Origin of the sequence: Amycolatopsis heterodermiae (assembly GCF_034929455.1) — a bacterium.
Taxonomy (GTDB): domain Bacteria; phylum Actinomycetota; class Actinomycetes; order Mycobacteriales; family Pseudonocardiaceae; genus Amycolatopsis; species Amycolatopsis heterodermiae.
Genome location: NZ_JAYFSI010000002.1, coordinates 14,087 through 33,383, shown reverse-complemented (window position 1 = coordinate 33,383; position 19,297 = coordinate 14,087). Strand labels below are relative to the sequence as shown.

Sequence of the window (19,297 nt, the reverse complement as noted above, 5' to 3'; positions counted from 1 at the left end):
GTGATGAACGCGACCTTGGCCGCCGTCCTCGACCGCGAGGAACGGGACGGGCAGCAGATCCTCGCCGCGCTCGTGGACCACGGGGTGTTCGTCCCGGTGGACGCGAACGGCTCGGTGGTGTTCCTCAAGGGCGAGGACGGCGACCCCGTGCTGCCCGGCTACGTCAGCGAAGCTTGCCGCGCCGAGCTGCTGCCCTCCGCCGACGGGGCCGTCCGCTGTGACGCCCTGCGGCTGCTGGACATCGCCCGCGACACCGGCGTCGAGGTCCTGGCGCTGTTCTCGACCGGCGGCTGGGCGCGCGTTCCAGCAGCTCTGCTGCGGCAGACGCTGCAGGAGCGTGGTCAGCAGGCTGCCGGCGACCAGCTGAAGCTCGGCTGGTCGCGGCACCCGGCGGCGGTGGTCCTGCGCGACGGCGCGGTCCAGCGGATCCGGGAGTTCCCGGCGGTGCGCACGGTGTGGGTCTCCCACGCGCGACGGCTCGCCACGGGCGCGGAGCACCTGATGGTGCACATCGCGGTCGACGAGGACCTGCCGTCGGCGTCGGCGGACCGGCTGATGAAGGCGCTCCTCGCCGACGCACGCCAGGACGTCCCGGTGGGAATGCTCGCCCTGAACACGAAGACGCACGCCGAGACGATCGCCGAGCTGGGCACGATGGGGCTGGACACCGTGCTGGCCGACCACACCACCGGCCGCGTCGAGGTGCTCTCGCGGGAGTACGACCCGGGCTAGTGCAGGTCCGCCCGGCCCGCCGACGGCACGAACGCGCCGCCGCCGAGGCTCGGGTGGGTCGACGCCGCCGGGAGGACGCCGGCCAGCGGGACCGACGCCGACGTCTTCGCCAGGTCGAGCGTCACCCGCCCGGGACGCGCCGGGCCGCGGATGAAGCTGCCGTCCGTGCCGCCGATGATCAGCGCCAGCGCGTGGCCCTTCGGCACGACGTGGTCCGTGGACGCCAGCCGGAACGTCATCGTGTACGCCGTGCCCGGTGTCAGAACCCGTTCCTGCGAAAGGGAAGCGTAGTTCGCGAGGTCGGCCCAGCCGCGGCTGAGGATCGTGTAGTTCACCTTCTTCGGGTCCGCGGAGGTGATCCGGTAACAGGCGTCGTCACCCGTCGTCGACGAGCCCCAGCAGTTCTCCGTCGTGCCCGTCTTGATGCCCTCGCCGCTGCCCGCGAAGTTGCGGATCGTCGCGGGGCCGAGGTCCACCAGCAGCGCCGAAAGCCGCGCCGACGACGTGCTCGGCGTGGCCGTGACCGTCAGCGAAGACGTGCCCGACACCTGCAGGTCCGACGTCAGCGTCCCGGTCGAGTAGGTCAGCGCAGCGCTGCCCGGGTTCGTGACCCAGGTGTCCTCGCCGACGTTCGGGTTGTCGGTGAACGACGCCGTGCCGGACGCCGCGGCCGTGCCGAGCTTGCCACCGGCCTGCGGGCGCAGGGCCGTCGCGATCGCGTTCGCGGCCGGGTAGGCGGACTGGTCGGCCCACTGGTCCGGCTGCCGCTCGACACTGGCCATCGGGCCGTTCTGCACGCCGTTGTCGACGCCGAGCAGGTAGTGGTCGAACCAGCGGTGCAGCAGGTCGACCCAGTCGGAACGCCGGTAGTCGAACGGGTCGACGTGCCCGGTCTGCGCGAGCCAGATCTTCCGCTCGACGTGGTTCGCGGCCAGCGCGTCCCACCACTGCCCGAAGTTGATCGTCTTGACGTTGAGGTCGTTGACGCCGTGGGAAACCAGCACGCTGGCGTGGACGTTGCGCGCCTGGGCGACGTAGTCCCGCGCGGCCCAGAGCGGCCCGTAGTCGCCGTTGGCCGTCGCGCCCGTGGCCAGGTCCTGGTTCTGCGCCGAGCAGTTCTGCCCGCTGTTGTTCGCCTCGACCGTCTGCGCCAGCCCGGCCGGGTCGAAGCCGAAAGTCGCGCCGTCGGAGCGGTAATAGTCGTACCAGGAGCTGATCGCGGAGATCGGCACGATGGTCTTCAGCCCGGCGACCCCGGTCGCGGCGACGCCGTTGGCGATCGTGCCGTCGTAGGACTTGCCGATCATGCCGACGTTCCCGGTGCTCCAGCCCGCGCTCACCGCGCTGCCGCCGGTCTTCGCGCTGTAGCCGGTCGCGCGGCCGTTGAGCCAGTCGACGACCTTGCGGGCCGAGCCGACGTCGGAGGCGCCGCCGACGTCCGCGCACCCGGCCGAGCGGTTCGTCCCGGCCAGGTCCACGAGCACCGCCGCGTACCCGCGCGGTACGAAGTAGTTGTCGTAGAACAGCGGGAACTTCACCGGTTTCCCGGCGCTGTCGTACGTCTTCAGCTCGCTCTCGTTGCCGCGCCCGCAGCACGAGTAGTACGGGCTGGCGTCCATGATCACCGGCACCTTGGTGCCCGCCGCGGCGGGTTCGGACGGCCGCACGATGTCGGCGGCCACCCGGTCGGACTGACCGTCCCCGTCGCCGTCCCGGCCGATGTCGACCCAGACGGTCTCGCGGATCGCCTTCGTGTAGTCGTAGACGGGTTCGCTTGCCCGGGGCGCCGCGGCCACCGCCGGGGCGAGCGCGCCGAACAGGACCACCGCGAGGACTCCGCACACCAGACCGGATCGCATGCGGGTCACGCTACGAGGCGGAGATCGTTCCCGCCACGGCGGAAAGTCGGGGGTAGCTTGGCGGTCATGACGGAGTCCCTGCCCGCGGTCGGCCGCACCGCCGTCGGCGTCGCCGCGTTGCGAGCCCTGGAAAGCCGCCGTCCGGACCGGCTGTTCGACGACCCGTACGCCACCGCGTTCTACCAAGCGGGCCGCTCGGCGCTGCCGGCGACCCGGGACGGGCTGGGCCCGGTCTTCGCTTCGCAGGTCGCGATCCGCACCCGCTTCTACGACGACTACCTGCTCGGCGCCGGGTGCCCCCAGGTGGTGCTGCTCGCCGCGGGCCTCGACGCGCGGGCGTTCCGGCTGCCCTGGCCGCCCGGGACCCGGCTGTTCGAACTCGACCTGCCCGAGGTCCTGGCGTTCAAGGACCGGGTGCTCGCCGGGCAGGGCGCGCAACCGTCGTGCGAGCGGGTCGCCGTCGGCGCGGACCTGCGTGACGACTGGGCGGCCGCGTTGCGCGCCGCCGGGTTCGACGCGCGCGTCCCGGCCGCGTGGCTGGCCGAAGGCCTGCTCGTCTACCTCTCCCGCGAAGACGCGGACCGGATGCTCACCGCGGTGACCGAGCTGTCCGCGCCGGGCAGCCGGGTGTCGTTCGAGCACGGGACGACCGACGGCCTGCTGGCCCGCGCCAGGGCGACCTCGGGCGGCGAGCACGTCACACGCCTGTGGAAGGGCGGCCTCGGCAGACGGGCCCCGGAGTGGCTGCGCGAGCACGGCTGGGAACCCGCCACGGTGACCCGCTCGGCGCTGGCGGAGCGCTACGGCCGCCAGGACGAGCAGACCGCGGACGGGTTCGTCACCGCCGTGCTGTGACAACTGGGGCTTCGCCCCAGGCCGGGGGCTTCGCCACCCGGACCCCCGGAAAACGGGTCAGAGCTCGACGTTGCGGTAGAGCGTGCCGACCTCGGTCTTGGTCAGGCGGCGGATCGAGCCGACGCGCTGGTTGCCGAGCTGGACGTCGCCGACCGCGGTACGGACCAGCTTGAGGACCGGGTGCCCGGTGTCCTTGAGCAGGCGGCGCACGATGTGCTTCTTGCCCTCGTGGATGACCAGCTCCACCAGCGACTTACCGGAGTGCATGTCCTTGACGCGGAACTGGTCGACCTTGATGATGCCGTCCGGCAGCTCCCAGCCGTTGCGCAGCTCCTTGCCGAGCCCGCGCGGCACCAGGCCGTCGACCTCGGCGAGGTAGGTCTTGAGCACCCGGTAGGACGGGTGCATCAGCCGGTGGCCGAGGTCACCGTCGTTGGTCAGCAGCAGCAGGCCCTCGGTGTTCTCGTCGAGCCGTCCGACGTGCACGACGCCGGGCGTCTCCTCGTAACGGCCCTTGAGGTAGTCGCCGACGCAGGGGCGGCCGCGGTCGTCCGACATCGTCGAGTGCACGCCCTTGGGCTTGTTCAGCGCCAGGTAGATCAGGTCGTCGCGCAGGTTCACGCGGGTGCCGTCGACGTGGATGATCGCCTCGTCGGGGTTGACGCGGCGGCCCAGCTCGGTGACGACCTCGCCGTTCACCTCGACCCGGCCGGCGACGATCAGGTCCTCCGCCGCACGCCGGGACGCGACCCCGGCCTGCGACAGCACCTTCTGCAGCCGGATGCCGTCGGGGTGTTCACTGGAAGTCATCGATGGTGTCCACTTCGGGTAGCAACGGAGCGATGGCGGGCAGGTCGTTCAGTGACGACAGCCCCAGTCGCTCCAGGAACAGCTCGGTCGTCACGTACAGCGTCCCGGTCGTCTCGGGGTCGGTCCCCATCTCTGCGATGAGGCCGCGCGCGAGCAGCGTCCGGATCACGCCGTCCACGTTCACGCCGCGCACCGCGGCGACCCTGGAACGGGTCACCGGCTGCCGGTACGCGATCACGGAGAGGCTCTCCAGCGCGGCCCGGGTCAGCTTCGACCGCTGGCCGTCCAGCAGGAGCTTCTCCACGAACGGGGCATAGACGTCCCTAGTGTAGAACCGCCACCCCTCACCGACTCGCCGCAGGTCGATCCCGCTGACGCGGTCGGTGAACTTCTGCGCCATCGTCCGCAGCGCGACGACGATGCGGGCGCGCGGTTGCTGCAGCGTCTCGGCGAGGGAGTCTTCGCTCGCGGGCGAGTCGACGACCAGCAACAGCGCCTCGAGCGCGGCTTCGAGCGCCTCGTCGGAACTGATGTCGGGCATCGAGTCGACATCCCCGGCGGCGACCAGGTCGGACTCGGGATCGGCGGGATCCAGCTCGGCCGCGCCTTCGCCCGCTTCCGCGGAAGCGTCACTTTCACGTGAAAGTGCCGGGCTCGGCTCTTCCGCGGGCACCGGCTCCCCCAGCGGTTCCTCTGGTCGGCCGTCCTCGGTCACCGGTTCGCCGGACAGGGCTTCGCCGAACGCCAGCTCGGCCGCGGCGGCCTCGACCGGCTCATCGGCCGCGGGCGGTTCCGGATCCTCGACCTCGGGCGAGGCGGTCCCCGGCGCAGCCGTCTCAGCCGCAGCCGTCTCGGGCGCTGTGGCCTCGGCCGCAGCGGTCCCCGGTGCAGCCGTCTCGGCCGGAGTGGCTTCCTCGTGCGGCGTGGTGTCTTCGGGGGTCACCCGTACTCCTCTTCGTCTCCGGCGGTCAGGTCCTTCTCGGCCGCCACGGAGGCTTCTTCCTTCGAACCGCCGGTCCAGCGCACGTGCAGCTCGGCCAGCGCCTCGGACTGCTCGAACTGCACCGTCGCCTCGCGGTAGAGCTCCAGCAGGGCCAGGAACCGCGCCACGATCTCGACGGTGTGCTCGCAGTCGTCGACCAGCTCGCCGAACGTCGCCTGGCCGCGCTCGGCCAGCATCACCCGCAGCAGCGCCGCGTGCTCGCGCACCGAGACGCGGCCCATGTGGATGTGGGCGATCGACACCGTCGGCGGCGGCTTCGGCTTGAACACCGCCACGGCGATCTCGGCGAACTTCTCCGGCGTCACGCCCAGCATCACCTCGGGCAGCAGCCCGACGAACCGCTCCTCCAGCGCCACCGACCGCGGGTACCGCCGCAGCGCGCCCTGCTCCAGCTCGCCGAACAGCGCCGCCACCTGCTTGTACGCGCGGTACTGCAGGATCCGCGCGAACAGCAGGTCACGGGCTTCGAGCAGGGCGAGGTCGTCCTCGTTCTCCACCTCGGCCGACGGCAGCAGCCGCGCGGCCTTGAGGTCGAGCAGGGTCGCCGCGATGACCAGGAACTCGGTCGTCTCGTCGAGGTTCCAGTCGGTGCCCAGCGCCCGCGTGTAGGCGATGAAGTCGTCGGTGACGCGGTGCAGGGCCACCTCGGTGACGTCCAGCTGGTGCTGCGAGATCAGCTGCAGCAGCAGGTCGAACGGCCCTTCGAAGTTGGCCAGCCGCACCTTGAACTTCGACGTGCTCAGTTCCTCGTTGGCCAGGCCTTCGGGAACCATGCCGCCGTGCACCGTCTCGTGCTGGTGCGGCTGTTCTTCCGGGGCCTGGTCGACCGGCTCCGGCGGTGCGTCGACCGAGGCCGGTTCCGGCTCGTCCATCAGCCCTCGGTTTCGCCGCCGTCTGAGCCGACCACCCGCAACCTCTGCACCAGCACCGAGTCTTCGCCGTTCGCGTCGAAGTCGGCCAGCAGCACCGCGACGGCCTCGCGGACCAGCCGGCCGCGGTCGACGACCAGCTCGTGCTTGGCCCGCAGCGTCAGCCGGGCCTGCTCCATGGCCACGAGCTCGTCACCGGAGACGTAGACGGTGATCTTCGCGTCGTGCTTGGTCCGGCCGGAGCCGTGCGGGGCCACGTCGCCGCTGCGGGCGAGCTGCTGCTCCGCGCGGCCGTTGCCCTTGCCACTACCACTGCCGTTTTCGGCCGGTTCGGCGGGCGCCGTCTGGGGCGGGAGATCGAGAGCGGGGCTGGAGGTGATGCGGAAGAGTTCCGACGCTCCGGGCAGGGAGGCGCGCCTGCTCACCGAGCGATCACCTCGCGAGCCAGCTGACGGTACGCCGCCGCGCCGGCCGACTTGGGGGCCCAGGTCGTGATCGGCTCACCCGCGACCGTCGTCTCGGGGAACCGCACCGTGCGGTTGATGACCGTGTCGAACACGGTCTCGCCGAATGCCTCCACCACGCGAGCCATGACCTCCTTCGAGTGCAGGGTTCTCGGGTCGTACATGGTGGCGAGAATCCCGACTATGTCCAGTTTGGGGTTGAGGCGTTCCTGCACCTTCTCGATCGTGTCGATCAGGAGCGCTACACCTCGCAGACTGAAGAACTCGCACTCCAACGGGATGATCACGCCGTCCGCGGCGGTCAGCGCGTTCACCGTGAGAAGGCCGAGCGAGGGCTGGCAGTCGACAAGAACATAGTCGTAGTCGTTCATGACCGGACGAAGGACCCGTAACAACGTGTGTTCGCGCCCTACCTCAGCGACGAGCTGGACCTCCGCCGCGGACAGGTCGATGTTGCTCGGCAGCAGGTCAACGCCGTCGACGCGGGTCTTCAGCAGCACGTCGGTGGCGCTGACGGCCCGCTCCATGATGGCGTTGTAGACCGTGTGGTCCAGTTCGTGCGGCTGGATGCCGAGGCCGACGGCGAGCGCGCCCTGCGGGTCGAAGTCGACGAGCAGCACCTTGCGGCCGTACTCGGCGAGGGCGGCGCCCAGGTTGATGGTCGACGTCGTCTTGCCGACGCCACCCTTCTGGTTGCACATCGCCATGATCTTGGCCGGGCCGTGGCGCTCCAGCGGGGCCGGATCGGGGTGCTCGCGGATCGGGCGGCCGGTCGGCCCGATACCCTCGAGCTTCACCTTCTTGCCGTTGCGCTCTCTCGGTTCGTCGCCGTCGTGGTTCACGGGGGTGGCGATCGTGACGTGCTGGAGGTTCGCCGCGGCCGACCCGGCGGACGCGGCCGGTACGGCCGGCTGGTTCGGTGTCGACATGGCGAGAAGGCTCCTTGTCCGTGGCGTCCGGGGCAGCCTATGCGCGGACTCCGAGCCCCGGCAAAGCAACGCGCCGGACCCGAGGGGGCAATGTCATTCGACCGTCGGTCCAGCGTAGGAAGGCCCTTGGCCCTCTATAGGGCCGTCTAGCCCAACGCCCGGGGGTGCGCCGTGGCGTACACCTCGCGCAGGGTGTTGACCGTGACCAGCGTGTACACCTGCGTGGTGGTCACCGACGCGTGACCGAGCAGTTCCTGCACGACCCGGACGTCCGCGCCGCCTTCGAGCAGATGCGTGGCGAAGGAGTGGCGGAGCGTGTGCGGCGAGACGACGGCGGCGATCCCGGCCCGTTCGGCGGTGTCCTTGAGGACCTGCCACGCGCTCTGCCGCGAAAGCCTGCTGCCGCGGACGTTGAGGAACATCGCCGCGGTGCCGCGGCCGTGCGCGGCGAGCACGGGCCGCGCGCGGACGGTGTAGGCGTGCAGCGCGGCGATCGCCGGCCGGCCGATCGGCACCAGCCGCTGCTTGCCGCCCTTGCCGTCGAGCAGGACCGTGCGCTCGTCGTCGTCGATGTCGTCCAGGTCCAGCCCGACGGCCTCGGAGATGCGGGCACCGGTCGAGTAGAGCAGCTCCAGCAGCGCCCGGTCGCGCAGCGCGCGTTCGCCGTCCGGCGCCGGGGTCTCCAGCAGCCGCAGCACGTCGTCGACCGGCAGGGCCTTGGGCAGCCGCTTCGCCGGCGTCGGCGGCCGGACCTCGCGGGCCGGGTTGTGCTCGGTGACGCCCTCGGCGTGCGCGAACTTGTGCAGGCCCCGCACGGCGACCAGGGCCCGCGCGGCCGACGACGCCGCGAGGGGCATGTGCTCGCCGTCGCCCTCGCGCAGCGCGGCGCCGAACGACGTGACGTGCGCGGGGGTGACGTCGGTGATCTTCGCGATGCCGGAGCCGTCGAGGTGGGCGGCGTACCGGCGCAGGTCACGGGAGTAGCTGTCCAGCGTGTTGCGCGCGGTCCCGCGTTCGACGACCAGGTGGTCGAGGTAGGCGGCGATCACGTCGGCCGTGCTGCCCGGGGCTGCCACGCCGTCACCTTAGGCCGCGCGGCGCTCGTGACCCGGCAGAAACCCCGGTCGGCTACCTTGGATCCATGGGGTCCGAAGAGCTCCGCATCGGCACCGCCGAGCGGGAGGAGGCGGCGAGGTTGCTCGCCGACCACTTCGGCATGGGCCGCATCACGCCGGTCGAGTACGAGACGCGGGTGACGGACGCCTACGGCGCGACGACCCTGGGCGAGCTGCGGCCCCTGTTCCGCGACCTGCCGCACCCGCACCCGGGCTTCTTCGGGCCGCCACCGGGACCGATGCCGATGCCGGTGTACGCGCAACCCTCGATGCCCGTGGCGATGCCGTACGGGCCGCCACCCGTGGTGTACTCGCACCGGTCGAAGACGGTGGCCGGGGTCCTGCAGATCGTGCTGCCCTTCGGCGTCGGCCGGTTCTACACCGGCCAGACCGGCCTGGGCATCGCCCAGCTCTTCGCCACCTTCTGCACCGGGGTGGGCGTGCTCTGGCCGATCATCGACGGCATCATGCTGCTGGTCAACGGCGGACTCGACGCCGAAGGCCGTCCGCTGCGCCCCTGATCCCGGGGCGCAGCGGACGGCTCAGCCTTCGCGGCGCTTGGCGAACGCCGTCGGGCGGTCGGGCCACGGGGCGTCGGCCGGGCGGGGCGCGGCCACGCCGCTGACGACCGCGTGCGCGGCCAGCACACCCGACACCGTGGCGCCGTTCACCAGCTCGCCGGCCAGCGCCATCCGGACCGCCTCGGCCAGCGGGAACGTGTGGACGACCAGGTCGGCCTCCTCGTCCCCGAGGACGTCACGCTCCACTTCGGACAGTCCGCGGGCGAGGAACACCCGCACCACCTCGTCGGTGAAGCCGGGTGACGCCGCGACGTCGACCAGGGTCACCCAGTCCTCGGCGGCCTGCCCGACCTCCTCCACGAGCTCCCGGCGGGCCGCGCCGACCGGGTCCTCGCCGAGGTGGTCGATCAGGCCGGCGGGCAGCTCCCACAGCCGGTGCCCCATCGGGTGCCGGTACTGGTGGATGAGCGTGACCCGCTGCTCCTCGTCCAGCGCGACGATCGCGACCGCGCCCAGGTGCTCGATCACCTCGCGGACGGCGGTGTTCCCGCCCGGCATCACGACGTCGTCGATGCGCAGGCCGACGACCCGTCCGATGTGGACGTCACGGCTGGAGGCGACGGTGAACTCGTGCTCGCCCGGCGCGGTCACCGGGCCGCCACGGGGGCCTCGGGCAGCGCGACCGGCAGCCGCTCGGCGACCTTGCGGTCCACCACGGCCTTGACGAACGCGCTGAACAGCGGGTGCGGCCGGGTCGGGCGGCTCTTCAGCTCGGGGTGCGCCTGCGTGCCGACGAAGAACGGGTGCTTTTCGGCGGGCAGCTCGACGAACTCGACCAGGCGGTCGTCCGGCGAGGTGCCGGAGAACACCAGCCCCGCGTCGGTGAGCTGCTTGCGGTAGGCGTTGTTCACCTCGTAGCGGTGCCGGTGCCGCTCGGACACCTCGGTGGTGCCGTACGCCTTCGCGACCTGCGAGCCCGCCTTGAGCTTCGCCGGGTACGCGCCGAGCCGCATCGTGCCGCCCATGTCCCGCTCGCCCGCGACGACGTCGCGCTGGTCGGCCATCGTCGAGATCACCGGGTGCTTGGTGTTCTCGTCGAACTCCGACGAGCCGGCGTCCTCGATGCCCGCCAGGTTCCGCGCGGCCTCGATGACCATGCACTGCAGGCCGAGGCACAGGCCGAGCAGCGGCACGCCGCGGGTGCGGGCGTACTCGATCGCGCCGACCTTGCCCTCGATGCCGCGGATGCCGAACCCGCCCGGGATCAGCACACCGTCCACATCGGACAGTACGGAGGCCGCGCCGGACGCGGTCTGCGCGTCGTCGGAGGCGACCCAGACGATCTCGACCTTGGCCCGGTGGGCGAACCCGCCCGCGCGCAGCGCCTCGGTGACCGAGAGGTAGGCGTCCGGCAGGTCGATGTACTTGCCGACGACCGCGATCTTCACCGTCTCGCTCGGGTTGTGCACCCGGTCGAGCAGGTCGCCCCACACCGTCCAGTCGACGTCGCGGAACGGCAGGCCGAGGCGGCGCACCACGTAGGCGTCGAGCGCCTCGCTGTGCAGCACCTTCGGGATGTCGTAGATCGACCGCGCGTCCGGGCAGGCGATGACGGCCTCGGTGTCGACGTCGCACATCAGGCCGATCTTGCGCTTGAGGTCCTCGGGGATCTCCCGGTCGGCCCGGCAGACCAGCGCGTCGGGCTGGATGCCGATGTTGCGCAGCGCGGCCACCGAGTGCTGGGTCGGCTTCGTCTTCAGCTCGCCCGAGGGCGCCAGGTACGGCACCAGCGAGACGTGCAGGAAGAAGCAGTGGTCCCGGCCGACGTCGTGGCGGACCTGGCGGCACGCCTCGAGGAACGGCAGCGACTCGATGTCGCCGACCGTGCCGCCGACCTCGGTGATGACGACGTCCGGCGTCTGGCCGGCCTCGTCGGGCTCGGCGGCGGCGGTGATCCGGGACTTGATCTCGTCGGTGATGTGCGGGATGACCTGCACCGTGTCGCCGAGGTACTCGCCGCGGCGCTCCTTGGCGATCACCTCGGAGTAGACCTGACCGGTCGTGACGTTGGCCTTGCCGTCGAGGTCGCGGTCGAGGAAGCGCTCGTAGTGCCCGATGTCGAGGTCGGTCTCGGCGCCGTCGTCGGTGACGAACACCTCACCGTGCTGGAACGGGTTCATCGTCCCGGGGTCGACGTTGAGGTACGGATCGAGCTTCTGCATCGTGACGCGAAGCCCGCGCGCGGTAAGGAGTTGTCCCAGGCTGGATGCCGTGAGTCCCTTACCCAGAGAGGAGGCGACGCCTCCGGTGACAAATACGTACTTGGTAGCCCGCGACTGAAGTCCCACGGGCCGCCAGCATATCCGAAGCCCGCGGATCCGCTTGCTGTGACATGCCCGAACGGCGTTTTATGGCCCTGACCACGCCTCAGGCGGCGACCTTGGCGAGTCGCAGCCGCGGACGGCCGGTGAGCGCGCGGCTGCCCGGCAGCCGCCGCAGCACCTCGACCATGGCGATCGTCAGCGCGATCGTGGCGAAGTAGATGATCACGCTGAGCCACGGCGCGCCGAAGTGGTCCGCCACGTGCGGGATCACCGGGCCGAGCACGGCCAGCGCGAACGGGTGGACCAGGAAGATGCTGAACGACCGGTTCGCCGCCCAGGAGACCAGGCGCGCGCCGCGGCCGCCCTCGGTGCGCCGCGCGGACCACCACGTGGTGAACGCGTAGATCGCCGCGATGACCGTGAGGAACCACGGGATCAGGTACGGCTGGAACGGGTCGCTGGCCACCTGCGGGAACGTTCCACTGTGGACAGTGCGGAGGTAGTACCACTCGGTGCCGGCCAGCACCGCCAGCAGCGCGCCGCCGAGCAGCAGCCGGTGCCGGCCCACCCAGGCGTGCACGGTCTCGAAGTGCATGGCCACCAGCGCGCCGAACAGCGTGTAGAACTGGTACGGCAGGATCGTGGCGTAGAGGTGCGTGATCGTCTCGTAGCTGACGCCCAGCGGCTGGTAGGTCATGAACGCGACCACGCCGACCTGCAGCAGCCCGCTGCCCAGCAGCAGCCACTTGTGCTTGCCCGCGGTGGCCCGCAGGAGCTTCATCAGCAGCGGGAAGAGCAGGTAGACCTGCATCGTCACGAGCAGGAAGTACAGGTGGTACCAGGCGCCGCCGGTGACGAGGTCGGTCAGGAGCAGGCGCATCGACGCCTCGAGCGATCCGGGCTGCTGCCCGCCGGTGACCAGCGAAAACGCCCAGAAGAACATCGTCCACGCGAGGTAGGGCGTCGCGACCAGCGGCAGCCGGCGGCGCCAGAAGTCACCAGCCCGCAGCTCGCGGCCGCGGTTCTGGAACACCAGCACGAACCCGGTCAGCGCGAAGAACGCCTCACGCGTGAAGTGCAGCGGGGTCTCGACGGCGTTGGCGCCGACGTCCTGCGCGAAGTTCGTCGCGCCCACGACGTGGATCAGGATCACACAAGCGAAGGTGATCAACCGGAACAGGTCGATCTGGTGGAGGTAGGGCGCTTTGCCGCCCGGTCTCGCGACGCGGGCGGGGGCCTCGAGCGTGGCCTGGGCGGTCGTCATCGTGCCACCTTCACGGCACCGGTTTCGGCGTTGATCACGGTCTCAGGTTTGCCGCCCATTCTGTGAATTTCCCATGAAGCCACTGGGAACCGCCTGTTGGACCAGCTCCCCCGCGGTGTCGGATATGCCACGTCGGTTCAGGGAGCGGGGAGCCGGTGATCATGTTATCGCGTGAGCTTCCGGGTACTCAATGTGACGCTCACGCTAGGCCGGTTCAGCGACGCGCGTCCGTCTCGACCTCCTCGCGGACCGCTTCCAACGCGGTGCGTAACTCGCCGAGCCCGACCGAGCCGAGCGCCAGCCGCAGCGCGCGGGGCACCGCTGGCGTCGTCGCGAACGGCTCAGCGGTGGACACCGCAACCCGCCGCCGGGCCAGCGCCGCCACGATCCGGTCCGGGCGCGTGTCCGGGCCCAGGGGCAGCCAGCGGAAGTACGACGCCGGGTGCCCGATGTGGGACAGCCCGGCCAGCACCTCCGACGCGACGGCCTGCCGCGCGCGGGCGTCTTCGCGCTTGCGTGCCTCGAGCCGGTCGACGGTGCCGTCGTCGAGCCACCGGCGCGCGATCGCCGCGGTCAGGGCCGGGGTGTTCCACGTCGTGGCCCGGACGGCGCGTTCGAGGTCCGGCACGAGCGGCACGGGCGCGGTCACGAACCCGATCCGCAGGCCGGTCGCGACGCTCTTCGACAGGCCCGACACGTGCACGGTGACCTCCGGCGCGAGCATCGCCAGCGGCGGCGGCGCGTCCTCGGCGAGGTAGGCGTACGAGGCGTCCTCGACGAGCGTCAGGCCGTGGCGGCGGGCGAGCGAGACGAGCCGCGCACGCGACTCGCCGCCGAGCACCCAGCCGAGCGGGTTGTGCAGGGTCGGCATCGTGTAGACCGCGCAGACCCGGCGCCCGCGGCACAGCCGGTCGAGCGCGTCGAGGTCCGGTCCTTCCCCGGTCGCCGGCAGCGGCGCGAGCTCCAGCCCGAGGGTGCGGGCGAGCACCCGGAACCCGGGGTAGGTGAGGGCGTCGACGGCGACGACGTCCCCGGGCCGGAACAGGGCCATGGCCGTCACGGCGAGGCCGTGCTGCGCGCCGTTGACGATCAGCACCCGTTCGCGGCCGGTGTCGAGCCCGCGACGGCGCAGGTACCGGGCGACGGCCTCCCGGTCGTCGGCGCGCCCGCGGTGCGGCTGGTAGCGCAGCAGCGCGTCGAGGTCCCCGGACGTGGCCAGGTCCCGCAAGGCCCGGCGCAGCAGGTCGGCCTGGCCGGGGACGGAGGGCGAGTTGAAGCTGAGGTCGACCGCGTCGGCCGCGACCGCTCGTTCGTCGGCGCCGTCGTCCGCGGCGGCCAGGTCGCGGACGAACGTGCCCCGCCCCTGCTCGCAGCTGACCAGGCCCATCGCTTCGAGTTCGGCGTACACCCGCGACGCCGTCACGACGGCGATGCCCTCGTCGGCCGCGAGCCGCCGGTGGGTGGGCAGCCGCGTGCCGGCCGGCCACTGCCCGCCGCGGATCTTCGCCGCGAACGCGTCCACGATCACCTTGTACTTCGGCACCCGCACGCCGCGATTGTAGGCAGGACAATTTGTGGACTGTCCTGGATCGGCCGTCTTAACCTGCCGAAATGCACACCGCGATCCTGACCTTCGACGGCTACAACGAACTCGACTCGCTCATCGCGCTCGGCGTCCTCAACCGCGTGCCCGGCTCGCGGGTGTCGATCGCGAGCCCCACCCCGCGGGTGACGTCCATGAACGGCGTCACGATCGACGCCATGATCGGCCTGGAAGAGGCCTGCACGGCCGACGCCGTGATCGTCGGCAGCGGCTCGCAGACCCGCGAGGTCGTCGAGGACCCGGCGATCATGGCCACCCTGCGCGGCCTCGATCCCGCCCGTCAGCTGCTGGCCGCGCAGTGCTCGGGCACGCTCGTGCTGGCGAAGCTGGGGCTGCTCGACGGCGTGCCCGCCTGCACCGACCTGACGACCAAGCCGTGGGTCCTCGCCGCCGGGGTCGAAGTGCTGAACCAGCCGTTTTTCGCGCGCGGCGACCTGGCCACCGCCGGTGGCTGCCTGGCCTCGACCTACCTCGCGACGTGGGTCATCGCGCGCCTGCACGGTCTCGAAGCCGCCGAGCACGCCATGCACTACGTCGCACCCGTCGGTGAGAAGGACGACTACCTCGCGCGGGCCCTGCGCAACGTCACGCCCTACCTGGAGCCGGCCGCGATCTCGGCCTGATCGTCGCCGAAGAGGGACTTCAGCGTCACCTCGCGGTTGACCCGCACGTGCTCGACGGCGTACGCCTGCGCGCGCTCCGCATCCCCCGACGCGATCGCCTCGTAAAGCCGGCGGTGCTCGTCGAGCAGCTCGGTCCAGTGCTCGTTCTGGCTGGTCAGCCAGCGGAGCCTGCCCTGCAGCGGCTGCAGCATCGTGGTGAGCAGCGTGTTGCCCGCGATGGCCACGATCTCGTCGTGGAAGCGCGAGTTGAGCACGGTGATCTTGGCCGCGTCGCCGCGGGCCGTCGCGCGGGCGGCGTCGGCGAGCATCCGCTCGAGCCGCTTCAGCTCCGGCGCGCCCGCCCGCTCGGCGGCCCGCCCGGCGGCGAGCCCCTCCAGGGCCTCACGGACGTCGAACAGCTCCTCGACGTCGACCCGCGCGAGCTGCCGGACGACGATCCGGCGCGCCGACTGCTCGACGAGGAACCCCTCGGCCTCCAGGCTGCGGATGGCCTCGCGCACCGGCACCCGGGACACCCCGAGGTCCTCGGCCAGCTCGCGCTCGACCAGCCGGTCCCCCGGGCGGAGGCGGCCGGTCAGGATCCGTTCGCGCAGCTCGTCGCGCACCCGCTGGCGGGTGGCCGCGAGGGGCTGCCGCTCACTCGCCGACGTCACGGGTCCCCTCTCGGTCAACACGCCCGTAACCGGACGTAACGCGAGTTTATCCGCCGGAGGGTTGACGGACGCGGACGTCGGGGTGATATTTGGGATACCAAAATTTGGTATCCCAAATCTCCGTCCCCGCACGTCGACCGGAGGCACGTTATGACCGCCGCCCCGCTCACCGAGACCGGACAAGAGACGCCAGCCCCGCCGGACCCCCGGCTGTGGAACGAAGACCTCGCCCCCGCGCAGGAACGCCGGTGGAAGGTCTACGACATCTTCGCGCTGTGGATGTCCGACGTGCACAACCTGGGCAACTACACCTTCGCGGCCGGCCTGTTCGTGCTCGGCCTCTCGGCCTGGCAGGTGTTCACCGCCCTGCTGTTCGGCTTCGTCATCATCTACGTCGGCATGAACCTGATGGGCCGGATCGGGCAGCGCACCGGCGTGCCGTTCCCGGTCGTCGCGCGGCTGAGCTTCGGCACCTTCGGCGCCAACCTGCCCGCGCTGATCCGCGCGGTCATCGCGATCTTCTGGTACGGCATCCAGACCTACCTCGCGAGCGTGGCCATCACGCTGCTCGTGCTCGCCATCGACCCGGGCCTGAAACCGTTGACCGAGCACGGTTTCCTCGGCCTGCACGCGCTCGGCTGGATCTGTTTCGTGGCCCTGTGGGCGGTCCAGGCGCTGATCCTGACCCGCGGCATGGAGTCGGTGCGCAAGTTCCAGGACTGGTGCGGCCCGGCGATCTGGGTCGTGATGATCGCGCTCGCGGTGTGGATCCTCGCCGCCGGGCACTGGAACATCTCCTTCACCAGCAGCCCGAAGCAGCTCTCGACCGGCGAGCAGATCCGGCAGTGGTTCGGCGCGGCCGGGCTGATCCTCGCCACCTACGGCACGCTGATGCTCAACTTCTGCGACTTCTCCCGCTTCGCCCCGGACCAGAAGACGGTGAAGCGCGGCAACTTCTGGGGCCTGCCGATCAACTCGACGGCGTTCGCGCTGCTGTCGGTCGTCGTCACCGCGGGCAGCATGCAGGTGTTCGGCGAGGCCATCACCGACCCGGCCGAGCTGCTGTCCAAAGTGCACAACACGCCGGTGCTCATTGTCGGCGCGCTGACCTTCGCGATCGCCACCATGGGCGTCAACATCGTCGCGAACTTCGTCTCCCCCGCCTACGACCTGGCCAACATCTGGCCGAAGCGGATCACGTTCACCATCGGCGGGATGATCAGCGCGGTCGCCGCGCTGTGCGTGCTGCCGTGGAAGCTCTACTCCTCGCCCACGGTGGTCAACTACTTCCTCGGCGGGCTCGGCGCGTTCCTCGGGCCGCTGTTCGGGATCATGATCGTCGACTACTACCTGATCCGGCGCGGCAAAGTCGACGTCGCGCAGCTGTTCGTCGACGGCGGGATCTACCCCCGGGTGAACCCACGCGCCCTGGTGACGTTCTTCCCCACCGCCGCGCTGGCCGCGGTGATCGCGCTGGTGCCGTTCTTCGCCCCGGCCGCGCCGTACTCGTGGTTCATCGGCACGGCGTCGTCCGCGGCCCTGTACTTCGCGGTGTCGAGGAAACACCGATGAGGATCGTCGTCACCAACTGCAACACCACCGAGACGATGACGAAGGAGATCGAGACCGGGGCCCGCGCCGCCGCGAGCCCCGGCACCGAAATCCTGGCCAGGACACCGAAGTGGGGCCCGGAGTCGGCCGAGGGCTGGCTGGACAGCTTCCTCTCGGCCGCCGCCGTGCTCGATCTGCTGCGAGGCCTGGAAGAACCGTTCGACGCGGTCGTGCTCGCCGGGTTCGGCGAGCACGGCCGCGAGGGGGCCCGCGAACTCCTGGACGTCCCGGTCGTCGACATCACCGAGGCCGCCGCGCACCTGGCCTGCCTGCTGGGCCGCCGCTACGGCGTCGTGACCACATTGGACCGCACGTGCGGGCTGATCGAGGACAGCCTGCACTCCGCGGGCGTCGCGCAGAACTGCGTGACGGTCACCGGCGCCGGCCTCGGCGTCCTGGAGCTGACCGACGAACGCCGGACGGAGTCGGCGCTGCTGACCGCCGGCCGCCGCGCCCGTGACGCCGGCGCGGAGGTCCTGGTGCTCGGCTGCGCCGGGATGACCGGCCTGGACCGCCGGATCGCGACGATGCTCGACATCCCGGTGATCGACGGCGTCGCCGCCGCCGTGCGGCTGGCCGAGTCGCTCGTCGGGCTGGGGCTCAAGACCAGCCGGGCCGGTTCGTACGCCAAGCCCCTGGCCAAGAAACGCACCTGGCCCGTTTGACAGCCGCCGCACCGGAGAGCCAGAATCGCCGACGCCACTGCCGTACCGCCGCCCGGTGACGAGTGGGGATCCTGGCGTCCCCGAAAGGGCGGTCGAAGGTGCGAAGGCAGCTACACGTTCTCGGGGCGGCGGTGCTGGCCGCGTGCCTGGCCATGGTCCCGGTCAGCGGGACGGCGACGGCCGGGCAGGCACCGCGCACCGTCGTCACCGACGGCAAGAAGCTCGCGGACATCCAGTCGGCGCTCAGGCACGGCCACGCGACCCGCGCGCAGCGTGACGCGCTGAAGGTGGTGCTGGACAAGGCGAACACCGCGCTGAGCGCCGGGCCGTGGTCGGTCATGGACAAGCCGACCGCACCGCCCAGCGGCGACAAGCACGACTACATGAGCCAGGCGCCCTACTGGTGGGCGGGTGAGAAGACCCCGGAGAACCCGCAGGGCTGCCCGTACGTCAACAAGGACGGCCAGCGCAACCCGGAGGCCGACGCGATCACCGACCACACCTACCGGATGGTGGCGTGGGACGCGATGTACTACCTCTCGCTCGCCTGGTACTACACCGGCGACCCGAAGTACGCCAAGCGCGCGGCCCTGGACATCCGGACGTGGTTCCTCGACCCGGCCACCCGGATGAACCCGAACATGACGTACTCGCAGATCATCCCGTGCAAGACCACGATCAGCGGCACGGGCATCATCGACTCGACGCAGTCGTTCAGCCAGGTGCTCGACGTCTTCGCGCTGCTCGACACCGGCGCGCCGGGCTGGACGAACAAGGACCGCACCGGCGTCAAGGCGTGGCTGTCGCAGTACCTGACCTGGATGCAGACCAGCCCGCAGGCGAAGCTGGAACTGGCCGCCACGAACAACCACGGCACGTTCCTCGACATGCAGAACGCGACCATCGCCGCCTACCTCGGCCGGCGGGACACGGCGAAGAAGATCGTCCTGGACGCGGAGAAGAACCGGTTCCCGGTGCAGTTCGCCGCCGACGGCAGCCAGCCGTTGGAGCTCTCGCGGACGATGTCGTGGCACTACGTCAACTTCAACCTCACGGCGTGGGGCCGGATGGCGGAGCTGGGCAAGAACCTCGGCGTCGACGTCTGGAAGTACACCGCGCCGAACGGGGCGACCCTGCGCAAGGTCGTCGACCAGCTGATCCCCGGTGCGCTGCAGGGCGCCGCGGGCTGGCCGCACCAGCAGATCGGCGTGTTCGACCAGTCGATCGCGGCGGACATCTTCCACGCTGCGGCCGAGGAGGCCCACGACCAGGACGCGGCAGCGGCGCTGAAGAAGATGCCGCTGCCCGCCGGCGGTGACACGTGGTCCGTGCGCGTGTCGTGCTTCCCGCTCGACCCGCCGCTCAAGTAACCCCTACTAACGCTGGGAAATCCGGAC

At 71.0% G+C, this 19,297-nt stretch carries 19 protein-coding genes; 7 read left to right on the top strand and 12 right to left on the bottom strand.

What is annotated here, in order from left to right; genetic code table 11:
- Positions 1–3 precede the first annotated feature (3 nt).
- Complete coding sequence (locus VA596_RS10895; RefSeq protein ID WP_323325836.1) at positions 4–732, top strand: hypothetical protein; 729 nt, start codon at positions 4–6, stop codon at positions 730–732.
- Here the strand turns inward: VA596_RS10895 and VA596_RS10890 are convergent.
- Complete coding sequence (locus VA596_RS10890; RefSeq protein WP_410171874.1) at positions 729–2,591, bottom strand: Xaa-Pro dipeptidyl-peptidase; 1,863 nt, start codon at positions 2,589–2,591, stop codon at positions 729–731. The genes VA596_RS10895 and VA596_RS10890 overlap by 4 nt on opposite strands.
- A gap of 66 nt (positions 2,592–2,657) precedes the next feature.
- Between VA596_RS10890 and VA596_RS10885 the strand changes: the two genes are divergently transcribed.
- Positions 2,658–3,446, top strand: a complete 789-nt coding sequence (locus tag VA596_RS10885; RefSeq protein ID WP_323325834.1) for an SAM-dependent methyltransferase — start codon at positions 2,658–2,660, stop codon at positions 3,444–3,446.
- Positions 3,447–3,503: 57 nt separating this feature from the next.
- Here VA596_RS10885 and VA596_RS10880 read toward each other — a convergent pair whose 3' ends face one another.
- From VA596_RS10880 to xerD, 6 genes are all read right to left on the bottom strand, one after another.
- Positions 3,504–4,256 carry a pseudouridine synthase gene (locus VA596_RS10880; RefSeq protein ID WP_323325832.1) on the bottom strand — a complete coding sequence of 251 codons (753 nt, stop codon included), beginning with the start codon at positions 4,254–4,256 and terminating at the stop codon, positions 3,504–3,506.
- Entirely contained in the window at positions 4,243–5,199 is a 957-nt protein-coding gene (gene scpB, locus VA596_RS10875; protein ID WP_410171873.1) for an SMC-Scp complex subunit ScpB, read from the bottom strand. The genes VA596_RS10880 and scpB overlap by 14 nt, the downstream gene beginning before the upstream one ends.
- Positions 5,196–6,131, bottom strand: a complete 936-nt coding sequence (locus tag VA596_RS10870; RefSeq protein ID WP_323325830.1) for a segregation and condensation protein A — start codon at positions 6,129–6,131, stop codon at positions 5,196–5,198. The genes scpB and VA596_RS10870 overlap by 4 nt, the downstream gene beginning before the upstream one ends.
- On the bottom strand, positions 6,131–6,553 hold the full coding sequence (locus VA596_RS10865; RefSeq protein WP_323325828.1) for a cobyrinic acid a,c-diamide synthase: 423 nt from the start codon (positions 6,551–6,553) through the stop codon (positions 6,131–6,133). The genes VA596_RS10870 and VA596_RS10865 overlap by 1 nt, the downstream gene beginning before the upstream one ends.
- The gene (locus VA596_RS10860; RefSeq protein ID WP_323325826.1) at positions 6,550–7,521 is read right to left on the bottom strand and encodes a ParA family protein; all 972 of its coding nucleotides are present in this window, start codon (positions 7,519–7,521) and stop codon (positions 6,550–6,552) included. Before VA596_RS10860 ends, VA596_RS10865 begins: the two co-directional genes overlap by 4 nt.
- 146 nt (positions 7,522–7,667) lie before the next feature.
- Entirely contained in the window at positions 7,668–8,570 is a 903-nt protein-coding gene (xerD, locus tag VA596_RS10855) for a site-specific tyrosine recombinase XerD (RefSeq protein ID WP_323327706.1), read from the bottom strand.
- A 92-nt stretch (positions 8,571–8,662) separates the two neighbouring features.
- Between xerD and VA596_RS10850 the strand changes: the two genes are divergently transcribed.
- Positions 8,663–9,157 (top strand): DUF1707 domain-containing protein, encoded by a 495-nt coding sequence (locus tag VA596_RS10850; protein WP_323325824.1) that lies wholly within the window; start codon positions 8,663–8,665, stop codon positions 9,155–9,157.
- A 21-nt stretch (positions 9,158–9,178) separates the two neighbouring features.
- On the opposite strand, the gene VA596_RS10845 is transcribed toward VA596_RS10850, so the two are convergent.
- From VA596_RS10845 to VA596_RS10830, 4 genes are all read right to left on the bottom strand, one after another.
- On the bottom strand, positions 9,179–9,808 hold the full coding sequence (locus VA596_RS10845) for an NUDIX hydrolase (protein WP_323325822.1): 630 nt from the start codon (positions 9,806–9,808) through the stop codon (positions 9,179–9,181).
- Positions 9,805–11,505: a CTP synthase gene (locus VA596_RS10840; RefSeq protein WP_323325820.1), complete on the bottom strand. Its 1,701-nt coding sequence runs from the start codon at positions 11,503–11,505 to the stop codon at positions 9,805–9,807. The genes VA596_RS10845 and VA596_RS10840 overlap by 4 nt, the downstream gene beginning before the upstream one ends.
- A 79-nt stretch (positions 11,506–11,584) precedes the next feature.
- Complete coding sequence (locus VA596_RS10835; protein WP_323325818.1) at positions 11,585–12,745, bottom strand: acyltransferase; 1,161 nt, start codon at positions 12,743–12,745, stop codon at positions 11,585–11,587.
- Positions 12,746–12,959: 214 nt separating this feature from the next.
- The gene (locus VA596_RS10830) at positions 12,960–14,294 is read right to left on the bottom strand and encodes an aminotransferase-like domain-containing protein (protein WP_323325816.1); all 1,335 of its coding nucleotides are present in this window, start codon (positions 14,292–14,294) and stop codon (positions 12,960–12,962) included.
- 62 nt (positions 14,295–14,356) lie between these two features.
- Between VA596_RS10830 and VA596_RS10825 the strand changes: the two genes are divergently transcribed.
- On the top strand, positions 14,357–14,971 hold the full coding sequence (locus VA596_RS10825) for a DJ-1/PfpI family protein (RefSeq protein ID WP_323325814.1): 615 nt from the start codon (positions 14,357–14,359) through the stop codon (positions 14,969–14,971).
- Here the strand turns inward: VA596_RS10825 and VA596_RS10820 are convergent.
- A complete protein-coding gene (locus tag VA596_RS10820) occupies positions 14,941–15,642 on the bottom strand; it encodes a GntR family transcriptional regulator (RefSeq protein ID WP_410171884.1) in 702 nt (233 codons plus the stop codon). The two genes, VA596_RS10825 and VA596_RS10820, sit on opposite strands and share 31 nt — an antisense overlap.
- A 132-nt stretch (positions 15,643–15,774) precedes the next feature.
- Between VA596_RS10820 and VA596_RS10815 the strand changes: the two genes are divergently transcribed.
- The 3 genes from VA596_RS10815 (at position 15,775) to VA596_RS10805 (ending at position 19,270) form a co-directional block, all read left to right on the top strand.
- A complete protein-coding gene (locus VA596_RS10815) occupies positions 15,775–17,196 on the top strand; it encodes an NCS1 family nucleobase:cation symporter-1 (RefSeq protein WP_323325810.1) in 1,422 nt (473 codons plus the stop codon).
- On the top strand, positions 17,193–17,900 hold the full coding sequence (locus tag VA596_RS10810; RefSeq protein ID WP_323325809.1) for an aspartate/glutamate racemase family protein: 708 nt from the start codon (positions 17,193–17,195) through the stop codon (positions 17,898–17,900). The genes VA596_RS10815 and VA596_RS10810 overlap by 4 nt, the downstream gene beginning before the upstream one ends.
- Positions 17,901–17,998: 98 nt before the next feature.
- On the top strand, positions 17,999–19,270 hold the full coding sequence (locus tag VA596_RS10805; protein WP_323325805.1) for an alginate lyase family protein: 1,272 nt from the start codon (positions 17,999–18,001) through the stop codon (positions 19,268–19,270).
- Positions 19,271–19,297 lie beyond the last annotated feature (27 nt).